This window comes from Ancylobacter sp. IITR112, from assembly GCF_041415945.1.
Classification (GTDB): domain Bacteria; phylum Pseudomonadota; class Alphaproteobacteria; order Rhizobiales; family Xanthobacteraceae; genus Ancylobacter.
Genome location: NZ_JBGCUS010000001.1, coordinates 473986 through 492346, shown reverse-complemented (window position 1 = coordinate 492346; position 18361 = coordinate 473986). Strand labels below are relative to the sequence as shown.

General features: G+C 66.6%; 16 protein-coding genes. 12 read left to right on the top strand and 4 right to left on the bottom strand.

Features of this window, described 5'->3' with window-relative positions:
* Positions 1 to 18: 18 nt before the first annotated feature.
* Positions 19 to 906: a cytochrome c oxidase subunit II gene (coxB, locus tag AAC979_RS02150; RefSeq protein WP_371345177.1), complete on the bottom strand. Its 888-nt coding sequence runs from the start codon at positions 904 to 906 to the stop codon at positions 19 to 21.
* 311 nt (positions 907 to 1217) lie between these two features.
* Between coxB and AAC979_RS02145 the strand changes: the two genes are divergently transcribed.
* From AAC979_RS02145 to AAC979_RS02090, 12 genes are all read left to right on the top strand, one after another.
* A complete protein-coding gene (locus AAC979_RS02145) occupies positions 1218 to 1739 on the top strand; it encodes an invasion associated locus B family protein (RefSeq protein WP_371345176.1) in 522 nt (173 codons plus the stop codon).
* An 8-nt stretch (positions 1740 to 1747) separates the two neighbouring features.
* The gene (locus AAC979_RS02140) at positions 1748 to 2392 is read left to right on the top strand and encodes an HAD family hydrolase (protein ID WP_371345175.1); all 645 of its coding nucleotides are present in this window, start codon (positions 1748 to 1750) and stop codon (positions 2390 to 2392) included.
* A gap of 55 nt (positions 2393 to 2447) precedes the next feature.
* Complete coding sequence (mutM, locus tag AAC979_RS02135) at positions 2448 to 3371, top strand: bifunctional DNA-formamidopyrimidine glycosylase/DNA-(apurinic or apyrimidinic site) lyase (protein ID WP_371345174.1); 924 nt, start codon at positions 2448 to 2450, stop codon at positions 3369 to 3371.
* Positions 3372 to 3380: 9 nt separating this feature from the next.
* Positions 3381 to 4154: an enoyl-CoA hydratase gene (locus AAC979_RS02130; protein WP_371345173.1), complete on the top strand. Its 774-nt coding sequence runs from the start codon at positions 3381 to 3383 to the stop codon at positions 4152 to 4154.
* 172 nt (positions 4155 to 4326) lie between these two features.
* On the top strand, positions 4327 to 4593 hold the full coding sequence (rpsT, locus tag AAC979_RS02125) for a 30S ribosomal protein S20 (RefSeq protein WP_371345172.1): 267 nt from the start codon (positions 4327 to 4329) through the stop codon (positions 4591 to 4593).
* 1174 nt (positions 4594 to 5767) lie between these two features.
* Entirely contained in the window at positions 5768 to 7186 is a 1419-nt protein-coding gene (gene dnaA, locus AAC979_RS02120; protein ID WP_371348980.1) for a chromosomal replication initiator protein DnaA, read from the top strand.
* Positions 7187 to 7410: 224 nt separating this feature from the next.
* The gene (gene dnaN / locus AAC979_RS02115) at positions 7411 to 8526 is read left to right on the top strand and encodes a DNA polymerase III subunit beta (RefSeq protein ID WP_371345171.1); all 1116 of its coding nucleotides are present in this window, start codon (positions 7411 to 7413) and stop codon (positions 8524 to 8526) included.
* On the top strand, positions 8523 to 9683 hold the full coding sequence (recF, locus tag AAC979_RS02110) for a DNA replication/repair protein RecF (RefSeq protein WP_371345170.1): 1161 nt from the start codon (positions 8523 to 8525) through the stop codon (positions 9681 to 9683). Before dnaN ends, recF begins: the two co-directional genes overlap by 4 nt.
* A gap of 179 nt (positions 9684 to 9862) precedes the next feature.
* Positions 9863 to 12301, top strand: a complete 2439-nt coding sequence (gyrB, locus tag AAC979_RS02105; RefSeq protein WP_371345169.1) for a DNA topoisomerase (ATP-hydrolyzing) subunit B — start codon at positions 9863 to 9865, stop codon at positions 12299 to 12301.
* A 113-nt stretch (positions 12302 to 12414) separates the two neighbouring features.
* A complete protein-coding gene (locus AAC979_RS02100) occupies positions 12415 to 12810 on the top strand; it encodes a DUF6152 family protein (RefSeq protein WP_371345168.1) in 396 nt (131 codons plus the stop codon).
* Between the two features lie 7 nt (positions 12811 to 12817).
* A complete protein-coding gene (locus tag AAC979_RS02095) occupies positions 12818 to 13300 on the top strand; it encodes a DUF6644 family protein (protein WP_371345167.1) in 483 nt (160 codons plus the stop codon).
* 82 nt (positions 13301 to 13382) lie between these two features.
* Entirely contained in the window at positions 13383 to 15074 is a 1692-nt protein-coding gene (locus tag AAC979_RS02090; RefSeq protein WP_371345166.1) for a thiamine pyrophosphate-binding protein, read from the top strand.
* 3 nt (positions 15075 to 15077) lie between these two features.
* Here AAC979_RS02090 and AAC979_RS02085 read toward each other — a convergent pair whose 3' ends face one another.
* From AAC979_RS02085 to AAC979_RS02075, 3 genes are all read right to left on the bottom strand, one after another.
* Complete coding sequence (locus AAC979_RS02085; RefSeq protein WP_371345165.1) at positions 15078 to 15590, bottom strand: cupin domain-containing protein; 513 nt, start codon at positions 15588 to 15590, stop codon at positions 15078 to 15080.
* Positions 15591 to 15643: 53 nt separating this feature from the next.
* Positions 15644 to 17302 carry a lysine--tRNA ligase gene (locus tag AAC979_RS02080; RefSeq protein ID WP_371345164.1) on the bottom strand — a complete coding sequence of 553 codons (1659 nt, stop codon included), beginning with the start codon at positions 17300 to 17302 and terminating at the stop codon, positions 15644 to 15646.
* A 90-nt stretch (positions 17303 to 17392) separates the two neighbouring features.
* A complete protein-coding gene (locus AAC979_RS02075; RefSeq protein WP_371348979.1) occupies positions 17393 to 18154 on the bottom strand; it encodes a transporter substrate-binding domain-containing protein in 762 nt (253 codons plus the stop codon).
* Between the last annotated feature and the right edge of the window lie 207 nt (positions 18155 to 18361).

Here is an 18361-nt window from a genome sequence, read left to right as displayed (position 1 = left end):
TGCGCCGAACCGGCACTCTCAGCGGGCGGCGACGCCCGCCACCTCGCCCTGCGCGACCCGCGCCGGCGCCGGGGCCGCCGCGAATTCCTGCTTGGCCTTCTCGACCCAGGCCGCGAATTCCTGCTCGCTCACCACCCGGATGGCGATCGGCATGAAGGCATGGTCCTTGCCGCAGAGCTCCGAGCACTGGCCGTAATAGATGCCTTCCTTGGTCGCCTGGAACCAGCTTTCGTTCAGCCGGCCCGGCAGGGCGTCGATCTTCACGCCGAAGGAGGGAAGAGCGAAGGAATGGATCACGTCGGCCGCCGTCACCTGGATGCGGACCACCTTGTTGACCGGCACCACGACATCATTGTCCACCGCCAGAAGGCGGGGCTGGCCGGGCTTCAGGTCGGCTTCGGGAACCATCAGGCTGTCGAAGCTGAACGCGCCATTGTCGGGATATTCATAGGACCAGTACCACTGGTGCCCCGTCACCTTCACCGTGAGGTCGGCCTGCGGCAGGTCGAGTTGATGGAACAGCAGGCGGAAGGAGGGGATGGCGATCGCCACCAGGATGAGCACCGGCACCACGGTCCACACCACTTCGATCATGGTGTGGTGGGTGGTGCGCGAGGGCACCGGATTGGCCTTCTCGTTGAACTTCACCATCACCACGATCAGCAGCGCCAGCACCAGCAGCACCACGGCGACGATGATCACCAGAAGGAAGAAGTGGAAGGAGTGCATGCTCTCCATGACCGGAGAGGCCGCCCCCTGAAGATTGATCTGCCAGGGCGAAGGCTGCCCGGTCCCCGCCAGCGCAGCCCCAGCCAGCGCCAGCATGCCGAACATCCCGCCGGCCAGGCCCGCGACCGTGCGCGCAGCGTTGCGGATCCACGATTTCATCGCGAACGTCACTCCCATCAGCTTCCCCACGGCCCAGCCCAAGCGATAATGATCGCTCCCCGGGACAGCGGCATTTGATCTTCATCAAACACAAAAAGGACACGCGGGCAACGCGCCTGGGGCCTTCGACTCCTGCGACATGACGTCGGGTGCCTGGAACCGTTCTATCTCCACACAGCGATGGATTGCCGCATTCTTGACATCACCCTCGGGCTTCTACCGCTTCCTGCACTGGGAGCGGCCGAAAAGGGGGCCCTGCACGATTCGCCTTGTCCCCTGCCGCCGATTCTTTAGAAGACATAGCGAAAGACACTTTTCGGGAGACAGCCATGCCCGGCTTCGCGGCCCTCCGTTCAGCCATTGTCGCGGCGCTTGCCGCTGTGGCGCTGTTCGCCTCGCTCGGCGGGGCCTCGGCGCAGGGCGTCGTGCGCTCGGTTCATGGCGAATGGCAGATCCGGTGCGACACCCCGCCCGGCGCGCAATCCGAGCAATGCGTGCTGCTGCAGAGCGTGCAGGCCGACGACCGGCCGAATGTCGGCCTCACCGCCATCGTGCTGAAGATGCGCGACAACGGCAAGACCCTGCTGCGCGTGCTGGCCCCGCTCGGCGTGCTGCTGCCCTCCGGCCTCGGCCTCATCATCGACGACCAGCCGATCGGCAGCGTCGGCTTCGTGCGCTGCGTGCCCAATGGCTGCGTCGCCGAGGTGGAGATGGACGCGACGCTGATGGACAAGCTGCGCAACGGCAAGAAAGCCATCTTCGTCATCCGCGAGACCCCCGAGCCGGATGAGGGCATCGGCATTCCGCTCAATCTCAACGGGTTCGGTCAGGGCTACGACGCGCTCCCGTGAGCGAGCCGATGACCGCCGCCCTTGCGGAGCCGCCCGGCGCCCGCCCTCCCCGCCTCGTCATCTTCGACATGGACGACGTGCTGCTGCGCTACGATGTCGAGGCACGGCGCGCCGCCATGGGCGCCCCGGCCGGGCTTTCCGCCGCCGAGGTGGAGCGCCGCGTCTGGCACAGCGGCATCGAGGATGCCTCCGATCTCGGCCACCTCACCCCCGACGCCTATCTCGCCGCCGTCGCGCAGGCGCTCGGCGTGCCCTTCGGCCGGCCCGAATGGCTGCACACCCGCGCGCTGGCGATGACGCTGGACCCGGAGATGCTGGCGCTGGTGCCGCAGGTCCGCGCCCGCCTGCCCATCGCCCTGCTCACCAATAATGGCCATATCATGCGCGAGCATTTCGACGTGCTGGTGCCGGAGCTGCGGGCGCTGTTCGGCCCCGCCATGCATGTCGCCTGCGAGTTCGGCGCCAAGAAGCCGACGCCCTCCGTCTATAAAGGTGTCGCCGCCCGCTATGGCGTCGCCCCGGACGAGGCGGTGATGATCGACGACAAGCCGGTGAACTGCGCCGGCGCCCGCGAGGCCGGGCTACGCGCGCACTGCTTCACCCGCGCCGCCGATCTCGCGCCCTTCCTCGCGGCGCACCATATTATCGGCTGAGTTTGTCCGGCTGATCGCCGGCCGCGCCGACGCCCCTTCGCGAGACCACCCGGCCATGCCCGAACTGCCTGAAGTCGAAACCGTCCGGCGCGGCCTCGCGCCGGTCATGGAAGGACGGCGCATCCTCGCCGCCCTCGCCCGCCGGCCGGACCTGCGCTGGCCGCTGCCCGAACGCTTCGCCGAGCGGCTGACGGGCCGGACGCTGCGCCGGCTGGAGCGGCGGGCGAAATATCTCCTGGCCGATGTCGGGCCGGACGCGGACGGCAGGGACGAGGTGCTGGTCATGCATCTCGGCATGTCCGGCTCCTTCCGCATCGAGCCCGACGAGGGCCCGCCGGAGACCCCCGGCGATTTCCACCTGCCGCGCTCGCGCCTCGCCGCGCACGATCATGTCGTGCTGCGGATGGAGGGCGACGGAACGGCGGGCGGCGCGGGGGCGGCGGAGGTGGTCTATAATGACCCGCGCCGCTTCGGCTTCATGCTGCTGCTGCCGCGCGCGGGGCTGGCGGAGCACCCGTTGTTCCGCGACCTCGGGCCCGAGCCGCTGGGGGAGGATTTCACCCCCGAGTCGCTGGCCCGCGCGCTGGCCGGGCGGCGCACCCCGCTGAAGGCGGCGCTGCTCGACCAGAAGGTCGTCGCCGGACTCGGCAACATCTATGTGTGCGAGGCGCTGCACCGCGCCGGCCTGTCGCCGGAACGTGGCGCTTTCACTCTCGTCGGTCTCACTGGCGGTCCCATCGAACTCACGGTCCGCCTGGTCGAAACCATCCGCGAGGTGCTGCGGGAGGCCATCGCGGCGGGCGGCTCGACCCTGCGCGACCACGCCCAGGTCGACGGCACGCTGGGTTATTTCCAGCACACATTCCGGGTTTATGACCGCGAGGACGAGCCCTGCGGCACGCCCGGCTGCGGCGGCCGCATCGCCCGGCTTGTGCAAAGCGGGCGCTCCACCTTCTATTGTGCCGCCTGCCAGCGCTAGGAGATCGCCATGTCCTACGACACCATCCTCGTCGAAACCAATGGGCGCGTCGGCGTCATCACGCTGCACCGCCCCAAGGCCCTGAACGCCCTCAATGCCGCGCTGATCGCCGAGATGGGCCGGGCGCTGGACGGGTTCGAGCGCGACCCTGGCATTGGCTGCATCGTCCTCACCGGCTCCGACCGCGCCTTCGCGGCGGGGGCGGATATCAAGGAAATGCAAGCACTTGGCTTTCCCGCAACCTATGTCGACGACTTCATCACCTCCTGGGAACGGCTGTCGCGCTGCCGCAAGCCGGTGGTCGCGGCGGTGGCCGGCTACGCGCTCGGCGGCGGCTGCGAGATCGCCATGATGTGCGACATCATCCTCGCCGCCGACAATGCCCGCTTCGGCCAGCCGGAGATCCAGCTCGGCATCATGCCGGGTGCCGGCGGCTCGCAGCGGCTCACCCGCGCGGTGGGCAAGGCGAAGGCGATGGAGATGTGCCTGACCGGCCGCACCCTCACGGCGGAGGAGGCGGACCGCTACGGGCTGGTGTCGCGTGTGGTGCCGCTGGCGGGCCTGAAGGAGGAGGCGATGAAGGTCGCCGACACCATCGCCTCGCTGTCGCTGGCCTCGGTCATGATGACCAAGGAGAGCGTGAACCGCGCCTTCGAATCCTCACTGGCCGAAGGAATCCGATTCGAACGCCGCCTCTTCCAAGCCTTGTTCGCCACCGCCGATCAAAAGGAAGGAATGACAGCGTTTATCGACAAGCGCGGCGCCTCGTTCACCAACAATTAACCCGTCCCGGGGCGGCGGTTTCACCTTGCATATTGACGCGCCGCCGCCCCCCGACTATAAGCCCGCCACTCGCGCGGAGCTCCTTCGGGGTTGGCTCCGCTTAGTCTTTTGCAACCGACATTTCGGCAAGGCGCGGCACGCAGCGTCCTTGCGACGATGAAGAGGATGGCCGATGGCCAATACGCCCTCCGCCAAAAAGGCGGCTCGCAAGATTGAGCGCCGGACCGAGGTCAACCGGAACCGCCGTTCGCGCATGCGTACCTTCGTGCGCAAGGTCGAAGAGGCGCTGGCCGCCGGCGACAAGGATGCGGCGGGTGCCGCCTTCAAGTCGGCCGAGCCGGAGATCATGCGCGCCGCGCAGAAGGGCGTCCTGCCCAAGAACACCGCCTCGCGCAAGGTGTCGCGGCTGGCGCACCGCCTGGCCAAGCTCGGCGCCTGATCAGACGGCCGCTACGGTCGGTCACACTACCCACGACGACAAGCCCGGCCTCGCGCCGGGCTTTTGCCGTTTGCGAAGGGGCCCGCCCCGGCCGCGGGCCGACCATGAGGCCCCGGGCTGCCCGACGTTGCAAAAGTGTCACGAGGCGACGCGGCCGCACATATCGGCCCTGCCGCAACCGCATGCTTCTTGACTCTGGCGCCGGGTCCGAGCAGCGAAAAAGCCGTCAGATTCGCGCAAAAACGGCGCCGCGTCGCGCAAAATTCCTTCTTGTATTTCATAAACTTACTTCCCATGCGGGCGAGCACCGCCCGAATCGGGCGCGGCCACACCCACCGCGCCCCTGCCGGCACAAATTTAGCTGCGGAAAGACCCGTCATCGGGGCCGGAAGAATCTTGCAAGCGAGTCAGAGATTTGCCGACTGATGGCTGTTTTTTGAGCGGTTGATTCGGCGCTTCGTGGCACCCTGATACAGGTGGTGCGACTCCGATGGCGTTGCACCGCCGGGGGGGGCTGTGTATGTTGTCTTCATCCGGTTGGGCCGGACACCTCAGCGAAAAGTTGAGTTTTGGAACGGGTCATCGCGACGTGGGGAGGGTGGCGTGTGCTGTATTCATGACCCTACCTCCACGCTCATGCTATCGCCCGGCGTTGATCGACAGGGCTTCTTCGAGAGAAGAACTTGTCAGCGTAATGCGTAGTGTTGGCGATTTTAGGTGAATCATAACAATCTAACTTTTGACGACGGCAACAACCTTGCCGTGAAGGGGCTGCTATGACTACGCGAATGAACGCACATGAGGGTGCGTGCCCAGTGCGCCCCACGGCTGCGGCCGTGGCCGGCGTCTGCGATGAAGAGCGACAAGACCCTCGCCCAAGCTGCGTTCCGCGTGAGCCTCACATCTTGGCCTTTTGGCCTGTTGAGGCGCTGATGCGGGTCGTCTAAGACACCTCCCCGCCCAACTGCCGAAAGGCGACCTCAACCACTTCATTCGCACTGATGAGCCTGTCGTCCGCACGGTCGCGTCCGCGAGCCGGGCCGGTCGGCATGGCTCTCGTGTGTCCCAACAACCGCATAAGAAGCGCGGAGCCGATATGTTGAAAGATGGCATCGAACCCTCAGGCAAGGCCCAGTTCCCCGGGGTGGCGGCAAGCGCCGGCGCGCGAGCCGGGCTGGACGGCGACGCGCGGGACGCCTGGGACCGTGTCCGGCGCCGGCTGCGTGCCGAAGTGGGGGAAGAGGTCTATTCGAGCTGGTTTCCGCGCATCGAACTCGACGGAATCCGCGACGGCTTCGTGCGCCTGTCGGTTCCGACGCGCTTTCTGAAGACCTGGATTCAGCAGCACTATATCGAGCGCCTGGTGGCGCTCTGGCAGGAAGAAGCGTCCGCGGACCGCGTGGAGCTGATCGTCCGCACCGCGGTGATGCGCGCGCCGGGCTCCTCGCCCATGCCGGTGCGCGCGGCCGTGACGCGCGTCGCGACGCCGGTCGAGGCCGAGGCCACGCCGGCCATTTCGGCCTCACCGGTCAATCCGGCCGAAGTGGCCAACGGCTCGCCGCTGGACCCGCGCCTGACCTTCTCCACCTATCGCCTCGGCGAGTCGAACCGCCTCGCCCACGCGGCAGCGCTCAAGGTCGCCCGCGCGCCGGCCGGTAGCGGCGCTGTATTCAATCCGCTTTATCTGCACGCGGCCGTCGGCCTCGGTAAGACGCATCTGCTTCAGGCCATCGCCGCCGATGGCGCCGATCACGGCCGGCGTGTCGTCTATCTGACCGCCGAGCGCTTCATGTATGGTTTCGTGGCCGCCCTGAAGAGCCAGTCCTCGCTGGCCTTCAAGGAACAGTTGCGCGGCATCGACACGCTGGTCATTGACGATCTGCAGTTTTTGCAGGGCAAGAGCGTGCAGCAGGAATTCTGCCACACGCTCAATGCACTGATGGATTCCGGCCGTCAGGTCGTGATCGCCGCCGACCGGCCGCCGGCCGAGCTCGACGCGCTGGAAGAGCGGGTCCGCTCGCGCCTCGCCGGCGGGCTGGTGGTCGAGATCGCGCCGCTGGACGACGAGTTGAAGCAGGAAATCCTGACCGCGCGCATCGCCACCCTGGCGCAGCAGCATCCCGGCTTCGGTGTGCCGCCGGACGTGCTGAACTTCATCGCCCGCAATTGCGGCCAGAACGGCCGCGACCTCGACGGTGCGCTGAACCGGCTGCTGGCGCATAACCAGCTCACCTCGCGCGCCATCACACTTGAAATGGCAGAGACCGCCGTGCGCGACCTCGTCCGTTCGAGCGAGCCCAAGCGCGTGCGGGTCGACGACATTCTGCGCGTCGTCGCCAAGCACTACAATGTCAGCCGTGCCGATATCCTGTCACAGCGGCGCACCGCCAATGTGGTGAAGCCGCGCCAGATCGCGATGTACCTCGCGAAGATGCTGACCCTGCGCTCGCTGCCGGAAATCGGCCGGCGCTTCGGCGGGCGCGATCACACCACGGTCCTGCATGCCGTACGCAAGATCGACGGGCTGGTCGGCACTGATCGCGCGCTCGCTGACGAGGTGGAGACGCTGAAGCGGCTGGTCAACGACGAATAGCCCCAGCGATACGCGGGGCGTTTTACCCGGTATCCCCGCAGATTTCCCCATCATTCGGGCGTGTCCGTGCGGCACGCCGCTTGCCTTGATGCGCGAGGGGCGGCAATGTCGTCGCCCCCGGCGGCGCAGCCGCGCCGCTGCCCGGGGCGCGTGGCCGGGCGCTGTTCCGGCCGCCCGTGCCTCGTGCGCCTTCCCTTTTTCGTAAAGCCACGGGTGTCGCGGCCATGAAGGTCACTGTCGAGCGGGCCGAGTTGCTCAAGTCTCTCGCCCACGTCCATCGTGTCGTCGAGCGGCGCAACACCATTCCGATCCTCGCCAACGTGCTGATGCGGAGCGATCCGCGCGGGCTGGCGCTGCGCGCGACCGATCTCGACATCGAGATCGTCGAGACCATACCGGCTGACGTGCAGGTGGAAGGCGCGACGACCGTGCCGGCCCACACGATCTACGACATCGTGCGCAAGCTGCCTGAAGGCGCGCAGGTGCAGATTGAAACCTCCGGCGACCGTAGCACGCTGACCGTGCGGGCAGGCCGCTCCCGCTTCGCGCTGCAGACCCTACCGGAGAATGAGTTCCCCGATCTTGCCGCCGGCGAGATGACCCACAGCTTCACCCTGCCGGCGGGAGAACTGAAGCGGCTGGTCGACAAGACCCAATTCGCCATCTCCACCGAAGAGACGCGCTATTATCTCAACGGCATCTATCTCCACGTCGCCGAAGCCGGCGGGCCGGTGCTGCGCGCAGTGGCCACCGACGGACATCGTCTGGCGCAGGCACAGACGAACGCGCCGGCCGGCGCGGCTGGCATGCCCGGCGTCATCGTCCCCCGCAAGGCGGTGGCGGAAATCCAGCGCCTCGCCGAGAACGCGGATGCCGAGGTGAAGGTGGAACTCTCCGCCGCCAAGGTCCGGGTTTCGCTCGACCGCGTGGTACTGACCTCCAAACTCATCGACGGCACCTTTCCCGATTATGGCCGCGTCATCCCGGTCGGCAACGACAAGACGCTGGTTGTCGACAAGACGGATTTCGCCGCCGCCGTCGATCGCGTCTCCACCGTGGCCAGCGAACGGGGCCGCGCGGTGAAGCTCTCCATCGCCGATGGCAAGCTCACCCTCTCCGTCACCAACCCGGACTCGGGCAGCGCCACCGAGGAAATCGAGGTCGAGTATGCGGCTGAGCCGATCGATATCGGCTTCAACAGCCGCTATCTGCTCGACATAACCTCGCAGATCGAAGGCAGCATGGCCGAATTGAAGCTCGCCGACCCCGGTTCGCCCACACTGGTGCAGGACCCGGACAAGCGCGGCGCGCTCTACGTGCTGATGCCGATGCGCGTGTGAGTTCGCAAGCAACGGCGCGCATCGCGCGGCTGCGGCTCACGGATTTTCGCAGTTACCATTCTGCGGATATCCGCGCGGGTGAAAGGCCGGTGGTGCTGCTCGGCCCCAACGGGGCCGGCAAGACCAATCTGCTGGAAGCCATTTCGCTACTCGCGCCCGGCCGGGGGCTGCGGCGCGCCACGCTCGACCAGTTCGCGGCGCGTGGCCGCGATGGCACGCCGGCGCCCGGCTGGGCAGTGTCCGCCGTGGTCGAGGGCGCCTATGGCGAGGTCACGCTCGGCACCGGCGTCGAGGCCGGAAGCGAGGCGCGCAGCCGCCGCTGCCGCATTGACGGCGAGACGGTCGGGTCCGCGACGGCCTTCGCCGCCCATATCCGCATCGTCTGGCTGACCCCCGATATGGACGGGCTGTTTCTCGGCTCACCCTCGGAGCGCCGGCGCTTTCTCGATCGGATGGTGCTCGCGGTGGATGCCGATCATGGGGCGCGGGTCAGTGGTCTGGAGCGGGCGCTGCGGGCCCGCAATCGCCTGCTGGAGGAGTCCTCCACCGATCCCCGCTACCTCGATGCGGTGGAACAGGAACTGGCGGCGCTCGCCATTGCGGTTGCCGCCGCGCGGATGGAGACGGTGCGACGCCTTGCGGCGGGCATCGCGGCCGGCCGCGACGACGCCTCCCCTTTTCCCTGGGCGACGGTAGCGGTCGACGGCGAGGTGGAGCGCGCCCTGACACGTGAACCCGCAACGCTCGTCGAGGACCAGTACCGCCTCGCCTTGCGCGCCGCGCGTGTGCGCGACCGGGCCGCCGGGCGTACGCTCGAAGGTCCGCACCTCACCGATCTTCTCGTCGGCCACGGCCCAAAGGCCATCCCGGCGGGACAGGGCTCCACCGGCGAGCAGAAGGCGCTTCTTATCGGCCTCGCTCTCGCCCATGCGCGGCTCGTGACGGAGATGGCGGGGGTTACCCCGGTAATGCTGCTCGACGATGTCGTCGCCTATCTCGACCCCGAACGGCGTGTCGCCCTATTCGCGGCGCTCGACGCGCTGGGCGGCCAAGTGTGGATGACCGGCGCGGATCCATCCGCCTTTGCCGCGCTGGACGGACGGGCGGAAACCTTCGCGGTGGCCCCCGGTCGCGTGGCACCACGTCCTAGCCCTTGAAACAAAAGAGAAAACACTATAAACGATAGGGCGCGCGCATGCCCGCATTCGCTGGCCGCGGCCCGATCCGGCTCCGGCCTGGCGCCTGCCGATGCAAGAGCCGGAGCGGCGCCACGAATTAACCGCCCCAGTGCGGTATAAACTCCTTTCACGTTCAACGATTCGAAGAGCTTCATGCCATGGCCGAGCCCGACAACGCCCCGCCCCCCGCCGCGAACGGGGAAGATTACGGCGCGCAGTCGATCCAGGTGCTTCGCGGCCTCGATGCGGTGCGCAAGCGCCCGGGCATGTATATCGGCGACACCGATGACGGCTCCGGTCTGCACCATATGGTCTATGAGGTCGTCGACAACGCTATCGACGAGGCACTTGCCGGCTACGCCAACGAAGTGACCGTCACACTCAATGCCGACGGTTCGGTCACCGTCACCGATAATGGCCGTGGCATCCCGACCGACATCCATGACGAGGAAGGCGTCTCGGCGGCGGAAGTCATCATGACCCAGTTGCACGCCGGCGGTAAATTCAACCAGAACTCCTACAAGGTCTCTGGCGGCCTGCACGGCGTTGGTGTCTCGGTGGTGAACGCCCTCTCGACCACGCTCGACCTCACCATCTGGCGCAACGGGCTGGAGCACCATATGCGCTTCCGTCATGGCGAGGCCGAGGCCCCGCTGGCGGTGAAGGGGCCAGCGATGGAAGGCCGACGCGGCACGATGGTGACCTTTGTCCCAAGCCCGCAGACATTCACGCATATCGAGTTCAGCTACGCGACGCTGGAACACCGGCTGCGCGAACTCGCCTTCCTCAATTCGGGCGTGCGGATCGTCCTGACCGACGCCCGCCATGCGGAAGTCAAGCGCGAAGAGATGATGTATGAGGGCGGCGTCGAAGCCTTCGTACAGTATCTTGATCGCTCCAAGCAGGCCTTGTTGCCCAAGCCGATCGTCATCCGCGCCGAGCGTGACGGCATCATGGTCGAATGCGCGCTTTCGTGGAACGACAGCTACCATGAAAACGTGCTGTGCTTCACCAACAACATTCCGCAGCGCGACCGCGGCACCCATTTTACCGGCTTCGCGGCGGCTCTGACCCGTCAGATCATCGGCTATTCCGAGCGCTCCGGCATCGCCAAGAAGGAGAAGGTCGACCCGACGGGCGAGGATTGCCGCGAGGGGCTGACCGCTGTGCTCTCCGTAAAGGTGCCGGATCCGAAATTCTCGTCTCAGACCAAGGACAAGCTGGTCTCGTCCGAGGTGCGGCCGGTGGTCGAAGCGCTGGTGAACGATGCGCTCGGCACCTGGCTGGAAGAGCATCCCGGCGAGAGCAAGGCGCTGGTGACCAAGGTGGTCGAAGCCGCCGCCGCGCGCGAAGCGGCACGCCGGGCGCGCGAACTCACCCGCCGCAAGAACCCGCTCGATGTCGCGTCGCTGCCCGGCAAGCTCGCCGACTGTCAGGAGCGCGATCCGGCCAAGTCCGAACTTTTCATCGTCGAGGGTGACTCGGCCGGCGGCTCGGCCAAGATGGGCCGCAACCGCGCCTTCCAGGCGATCCTGCCCCTGCGCGGCAAGATTCTCAATGTCGAGCGGGCTCGCTTCGACAAGATGCTCTCCTCGGACCAGATCGGCACGCTGATCACGGCGCTTGGCACGGGAATCGGCCGCGACGACTTCAACGTCGACAAGCTGCGCTACCACAAGATCATCATCATGACGGACGCGGACGTGGACGGTTCCCACATCCGTACCCTGCTGCTGACCTTCTTCTTCCGCCAGATGCCGGAGTTGCTTGAGCGTGGGCACATCTACATTGCCCAGCCCCCGCTCTATAAGGTGACGCGCGGCAAGTCCGAGCAATATCTCAAGGACGAGCGCTCGCTGGAAGACTACCTCATTACACAGGGCCTGGACGAAGCTTCGCTGCACCTTGCCACCGGCGAAGTGCGCGGCGGGGCCGATCTTCACCATGTGCTGGAAAGCGCCCGCTCCTTCCGCCATGTGATGAACGGCCTGCATCCGCGCTACAACCGCGCGGTGGTGGAACAGGCGGCGATCGCCGGCGCTCTGACGCCCGGCCTTCTCATCGAGGAAGAACGCGCCGCCGAGGTAGCGACTATCGTGGCGCGCCGGCTCGACCTCATTGCCGAGGATACCGAGCGCGGCTGGATGGGCGAGGCGGATGGCGCCGGCTTCCGCTTCACCCGCACCGTGCGAGGCGTGAAAGAAGTGGCGGTGCTCGATGCCACCTTTACCGGCTCGGCCGAGGCGCGCCGTCTCGATAGCTTGGCTGCCGACCTGCAGGAGGTTCACGCGGAGCCGGCGACCCTGCGCCGCAAGGGTTCGGAAACGCTGGTCTTCGGCCCGATGGACCTGTTCGATGCGGTGACCGATGCTGGCCGCAAGGGTGTCGCGCTGCAGCGCTACAAGGGCCTTGGCGAGATGAATGCCGAGCAGTTGTGGGAGACGACGCTGGACGTGGATGCCCGCTCGCTGCTTCAGGTGAAGGTGAAGGAGGTCGCGGACGCCGATGACCTGTTCAACCGCCTGATGGGCGATGTGGTGGAACCGCGCCGCGAGTTCATCCAGGACAATGCGCTGCGCGCCAGCGTCGACGTCTGAGGCCACTTTCCGCGAAGCGCTGTGCTGGCGCAGATGTGAGGGGCGGACGGCTCGTCGCGGAGCCCGCCCGCCCCATAGTCTGGTGCGACTTCCCTTACGACAGGAGCCGCACCATGCCCACAGCCCTCCGACTGCCACGCGCGATCCTCGGCGCCGGCCTTGCCGGCCTCCTTGCCCTCTCGGCCCCCGCTCTCGCCCATCACGGCTGGAGCTGGGCGGAAAGCGAGCAGATGACGCTGGAAGGCACCATCAAGACCATCTCGATGGCGCCGCCGCACCCCTCGCTTGAGGTGACGGCCAGCGACGGCACCCTCTGGCAGGTCGATCTCGGCAATCCCCGCCAGACCGCCAATTCCGGCTTTACGGGCGACACAGCGAAGCCGGGCGACGCGATCACCGTGCTCGGCAATCGCAACCGCGACGAAGCCAAGCGGCACATGAAGGCGGTGCGTATCACCCTCGACGGCACGCATTACGACATGTACCCGGAGCGGATCGGCCGGAACTGAGGCCGGGATGGACGAGGCTGTCAGCCTTCTCGCCGCGCTGGGCGACTGGCCGGGCGCCCGCATGCTGCGGGCGTCCTGGGTGGCGTATCTGCTGGTCAACGCCGCCCACATACTTGGCATTGCGCTCCTGCTCGGGGCTATCCTCGTGCTCGATGTACGGCTGCTGGGCGCGCTTTCCACCGCGCCGCTGGCGGTGATGGGGCCGCTGCAGGTGCGGGTGGCGGCGTGCGGTATGGGGCTAGCCGTGCTGACGGGCCTGTGGCTCTTCTCGGTGCGCCCCGCGGAATATGCGGCCAATCCCGCCTTCCTGACCAAGCTGGCACTCCTCGCCGCAGCCTGTGCGAATATCGTCCTTCAGCATGCCCATCCCGCCTATCGGAGAGCAATGCAGGGCGGGCCGGTGCCAGCCCGCCTGCGCGTCTCCGCAGCACTCTCCCTCCTGCTCTGGCTGGCGGTTCTCGTCGCGGGACGGTGGATCGGCTTCGCCTGAGCAGCGGCTTGGCCGCAAGTTCGCTCGCCTTCGCGGCACGCCGGCTCTAGAGTGCGCCGTCCTTCGCGTCGAGTTCCTGCCCATGACCTCCCTGCCCTCCTCTGCCCCCCGCACCGGCGCCCGTCTCCTTGTCGACACCCTTCTCGCCAACGGCGTCGCGCGCGCCTTCGGCGTGCCCGGCGAGAGTTATCTCGACGTGCTCGACGCGCTCTCCGACAGCGCCATCGACTTCATCATCTGCCGGCAGGAGAGCGGCGCGGCGATGATGGCGGAGGCTTCCGGCAAGCTCACGGGGCGGCCGGGAATCTGCTTCGTCACGCGCGGACCCGGTGCCACCAATGCGAGTGCCGGCATCCATATCGCCCAGCAGGACTCGACGCCGATGATCCTGTTCGTCGGCCAGATCTCGCAGGCGATGCGCGGGCGTGAAGCGTTTCAGGAGGTCGACTACCGCGCCGTCTTCGGCCCGCTCGCCAAATGGGCGGTGGAGATCAACGATGCGGCGCGCATCCCGGAAATCGTCTCCCGCGCCTTCCGCGTGGCGATGCAGGGCCGGCCGGGACCGGTAGTGATCGCCCTCCCCGAGGATGTGCTGAGCGACATTGTCGATGTCCCGACCGCCCCTGCGGTGGAGCCGGCGGAGACATGGCCCGGCCTCACCGACATGATGCGGCTGCAGCGCCTGCTCTGGGCGGCGAAGCGGCCGCTGATGATCCTCGGCGGGGCGCGCTGGAATGAACGGGCGGTCGCCTCCGTCATCCGCTTCGCAGAGCGCTTCGATTTGCCGGTGGCGGTCAGCTTCCGGCGGCAGATGCTGTTTCCGGCCGACCATGCCTGTTTCGCCGGCGACATCGGTTTCTCCGTCAATCCGAAGCTCACGGCCCGGCTCAAGGAGTCCGATCTCGTCATTCTCGCCGGCGGACGGTTCGGCGAAGTACCCTCGCAGGGCTACAGCCTGCTAGGCATACCCGATCCCGGCGTCACGCTGGTGCATGTCCATGCCGATGCCGAAGAGCTGGGTCGGGTCTATCAGCCCGCGCTCGCCATCAACGCCTCTTCCGGCGCCTTCGCCTCCGCGCTGGAAGGGGTGCAGCCGCCAAACACCATCACCTGGGGCGACTGGCGGGCGCAGGCGCGGGCCGATTATCTCGAATGGACCGAGACGCCCCCCGCCAATCCGGGCGCGGTGCAGATGGCCACGCTGGTGCAGTATCTGCGGGACCTTCCCAAGGAGACGGTCATCTGCAATGGCGCCGGCAATTTCGCCATCTGGGTTCATCGCTTCCACCGCTTCCGCGCCTATGGCACGCAGCTCGCCCCCACCTCCGGTTCGATGGGCTATGGCCTGCCGGCGGCGTTGGCGGCGAAGATTTCCCAGCCCGAAACGCCCGTTGTCGCGGCCTGCGGCGACGGCGATTTCCTGATGACCGGGCAGGAATTCGCCACGGCGGTTCAGTATGGCGCACCGATCGTCGCTGTCGTGATCGACAACGGCATGTATGGCACCATCCGCATGCATCAGGAGCGCGAATATCCCGGCCGCGTCTTCGGCACGACCCTCCGCAACCCGGATTTCGCCGCCTATGCCCGCGCCTTTGGCGGCTTTGGCGTGACGGTGGAAACCAACGAGGCGTTCGTGCCCGCGCTCGACGCGGCCTTTGCGTCGGGCCTGCCGGCCATCGTGCATGTGAAGCTCGACCCGGAAGCCATCACGCCGAGCACCTCGCTGACCGCCCTCCGCGAGAAGGCACTCGCCGCACACACGCCGGGCTGAGCGTCAGCCCGGCGCCTTGTGGATCGGATCGACCCAGTAGACCTCTTCCGGCCTCTCCACGGGCTCGACATCGGGGATGTTCACCACAACGGCCTCATTGTCCGAACGCACCAGCACGCAGTCGAGCGGCTGGCCGGGGTCGGCGTTGATTTCCTGATGCGGCACATAGGGTGGAACGAAGATGAAGTCGCCCGCCTCGGCCTCGGCCACATATTCCAGCCGCTCGCCCCAGCGCATGCGGGCGCGGCCGCGCACGACGAAGATGACGCTTTCCAGCGCCCCATGATGGTGCACGCCGGTCTTCGCGTTGGGTTCTATGGTGACCGTGCCCGCCCAGATTTTCTGGGCGCCGACGCGGGCGTGATTGATCGCCGCCTGACGGAACATGCCCGGGGTCTGCGCCGTATTCGCGTCGAGCGCGTCGCCCTTGATGACGCGAACGCCATCATGCTTCCAGCGCGCAGCACCGGAATCGCCGTGCGAGTGATCTCCGGATGGATGGTCGGAATGGTCCATGGCGTCCTCCTCAAGCCGAGAAGAGTAGGACGCCATGGCGCATCGGAAAAGCGTCAGCCGGCGCCGTTGGCGAGTTCCCCGGAAAGTGCCCGCGCGATCAGGGCGCGGGTCTCGGGAATGCCGTAGGCAGCGACGAAGCCGCCAAAGCGCGGGCCTTCCTTCTCGCCGAGCAGAAGCTCGTAGAGCGCGCTGAACCAGGCGAAGGTCACGCCCGGCCCGCCGCTCGGGCTCTTGCGCTTGTGGTCCTGATAGCGTGGCTCGGCTCGGCCGACATCGAGGACCGCGTTCTGGATGGCGTCGCGATCCTCGCCATCCACCACAGCCAGCGCCGCGTCGAGCCGCGCCAGCGCCTGCGCCTCGACCTCGTCGGGCAGGCGATAGCTGCGGTGCGGCTTCACACGGTCGATGAAGTAGCGCACGGCATAGCCGGCCAGTTGGTCGACAGTCGGGTGGGTTTCCGGCGACGTGCCGGGCGCATAGCGCTCGATGAAGCGCCAGAGCACGCCCTTGTCCTCGGCATTGGAGGCCGAGGCGAGCTTGAGCATCAGGCCGAAGCTCAGCGGCAATTCCTCCACCGGCGGGTTGCCGGAATGGATGTGCCACACAGGATTGCCGAGCCGGTTCTTCCAGTCCTGGGTCGGATAGCGGGCGAGGAAGCTGAAATACTCGTCCACCGCCTTCGGAATCACGTCGAAATGCAGCTTCTTGGCGGAGCGCGGCGACTGGAACATATACAGCGCCAGACTCTCCGGGCTCGCATAGGTCAGCCATTCGTCGATGGTCAGGCCGTTGCCCTTCGACTTCGAGATCTTCTGGCCGTTCTCGTCAAGGAACAGCTCATAGACGAAGTGCTCGGGCGCCACGCCCCCAAGGATTTCGCTGATCCGGTCATAGATCGGCGCATTGGTCTGGTGGTCCTTGCCGAACATCTCGAAATCGACATCGAGCGCCGCCCAGCGGGCGCCGAAATCCGGCTTCCATTGCAGCTTCACATGGCCGCCGGTGACGGGAAGGGTCTTGTCCACCCCATCCTCGTCCGTGAAGGTGATGGTGCCGGCCTTGGCGTCGACGGCCTTGAGCGGCACGTAGAGCACGCGGCCGGAAACCGGCGAAATCGGCAGGAAGGGCGAATAGGTCGCCTGCCGCTCCTCGCCCAGCGTCGGCAGCATCACTTCCATGATGGCCTCGTACTTCTCCGCCGCCTTCAGCAGCACGGCGTCGAGCTTGCCGGAGAAGTAATAGTCCGTGGCGCTGGCGAATTCATAGTCGAAGCCGAACGTGTCGAGGAAACGCCGCAGCATCGCATTGTTGTGGTGGCCGAAGCTCTCATAGCCGCCGCCAAACGGGTTCGGCACCTTGGTCAGCGGCATCTGCAGATAAGGCTTCAACGCCGCCGGATCCGGCACGTTCTCCGGAATCTTGCGCATGCCGTCCATGTCGTCGGAGAAGCAGAGCAGACGCGTCGGAATCTTGCCCTCGGTCAGCACGTGGAAGGCGTGACGCACCATGGTGGTGCGCGCCACCTCGCCAAAGGTGCCGATATGCGGCAGGCCGGACGGGCCGTAGCCCGTCTCGAACAGAACCTCGTCTTTGGGTTTCCGCTTCAGACGCTCGACGATCTTGCGGGCTTCCTCGAACGGCCAGGCGCCAGCGGTCTCCGCCAGCGTGCGCAGTTCGACTGCAAAATCTTCGACCGGAGCGGTCGCCGTCATGATAGGCCCTCCTGGGCTTTGCTTCACTGAAACGTCAAAGGCGGCCACGCCGCCTCCGGGCAGATGCTCTAGGTAGTGCGGAAGCCCGCGTCAATAAACGCTGATCGGGAACCAGCGCAGATAGAGGTCGGTATAGACCCCTTCCTCCCAGAGTTGGGCCAGCGCATAGTTCAGCGACTGACGCAATGGGTCGTTGCCGCGCTTGACCGCGATGCCCATCCCTTCGCCGAAATAAAGGCTCTCGGTGAAGGGGCCGCCGACGAAGACACAGCAGCCGGCGGAGGCCGTGCCGTTGAGCCACAGGGCGAGTTGCACACCGTCGCCGAAGAGAAGGTCGACCTCACCCTTCTGCAGCGCGGCACGGGCCATGTCGGCATCGGCAAAGCGACGAATGGCGATCTCATTGAAGAAGTCGCGCAGATAGGCTTCGTGCGCGGTGTCGCCGACCACACCGACAGATTTGGAAGCGAGCGCATTCGGTGTCACTTTCAACTCGCCGTCGCCCCGGCGGGCGACGAACCGCGCCGGCGAGCGGAAATAGCGGTCGGAGAAATCGCTCCTCTCCCGGCTGGCGGCAGAAATGGCGATCCCGGCGATCGCTGCATCGGCCTTGCCGCTCTCCAGAGCCTCGACCAACTCATCGAAGGGAAGGATTTCCAAGGTGCAGCGAATGGCGAGTTCGGTGCAGATCGCGCGGGCGATGTCGACATTGAACCCGGTCGGACGCCCATCCTCGCCGCGGAAGCTGAAGGGCGGATAGTCCTCAGTGGTGACAAACCGTATCTGCACCGGCAGGCGGGTCACGTCCGGCCGCTCGGGCCGCCGCTTAGGGTCCCAGAAGCCGGGAACCACCACCGGGTCGGAGGGGGGCGCCACCGCCGATACGTCCCGCTGTTGCGCCGAGACCACATCGCCGGACATTACGACGGAGAGCATAGCCGCCAATAGAAGCGCTGTCATGGAACCGGACTTAACTACCGGATAAAGATACCGCACACTGTCCTCGCGCTGGATTAGGCGGCTGCCGCGCCACCGCGATGTTCTACCGTTTTGGTGTTC

What these genes read in the sequence shown, in the direction of transcription:
- AAC979_RS02085 (WP_371345165.1), bottom strand. Translation starts at nt 15,590, where the DNA reads ATGGACCATTCCGACCATCCATCCGGAGATCACTCGCACGGCGATTCC.
- dnaN (WP_371345171.1), top strand. Translation starts at nt 7,411, where the DNA reads ATGAAGGTCACTGTCGAGCGGGCCGAGTTGCTCAAGTCTCTCGCCCAC.
- gyrB (WP_371345169.1), top strand. Translation starts at nt 9,863, where the DNA reads ATGGCCGAGCCCGACAACGCCCCGCCCCCCGCCGCGAACGGGGAAGAT.
- rpsT (WP_371345172.1), top strand. Translation starts at nt 4,327, where the DNA reads ATGGCCAATACGCCCTCCGCCAAAAAGGCGGCTCGCAAGATTGAGCGC.
- AAC979_RS02090 (WP_371345166.1), top strand. Translation starts at nt 13,383, where the DNA reads ATGACCTCCCTGCCCTCCTCTGCCCCCCGCACCGGCGCCCGTCTCCTT.
- coxB (WP_371345177.1), bottom strand. Translation starts at nt 906, where the DNA reads ATGGGAGTGACGTTCGCGATGAAATCGTGGATCCGCAACGCTGCGCGC.
- AAC979_RS02145 (WP_371345176.1), top strand. Translation starts at nt 1,218, where the DNA reads ATGCCCGGCTTCGCGGCCCTCCGTTCAGCCATTGTCGCGGCGCTTGCC.
- mutM (WP_371345174.1), top strand. Translation starts at nt 2,448, where the DNA reads ATGCCCGAACTGCCTGAAGTCGAAACCGTCCGGCGCGGCCTCGCGCCG.
- AAC979_RS02100 (WP_371345168.1), top strand. Translation starts at nt 12,415, where the DNA reads ATGCCCACAGCCCTCCGACTGCCACGCGCGATCCTCGGCGCCGGCCTT.
- AAC979_RS02095 (WP_371345167.1), top strand. Translation starts at nt 12,818, where the DNA reads ATGGACGAGGCTGTCAGCCTTCTCGCCGCGCTGGGCGACTGGCCGGGC.
- AAC979_RS02130 (WP_371345173.1), top strand. Translation starts at nt 3,381, where the DNA reads ATGTCCTACGACACCATCCTCGTCGAAACCAATGGGCGCGTCGGCGTC.
- AAC979_RS02080 (WP_371345164.1), bottom strand. Translation starts at nt 17,302, where the DNA reads ATGACGGCGACCGCTCCGGTCGAAGATTTTGCAGTCGAACTGCGCACG.
- AAC979_RS02140 (WP_371345175.1), top strand. Translation starts at nt 1,748, where the DNA reads ATGACCGCCGCCCTTGCGGAGCCGCCCGGCGCCCGCCCTCCCCGCCTC.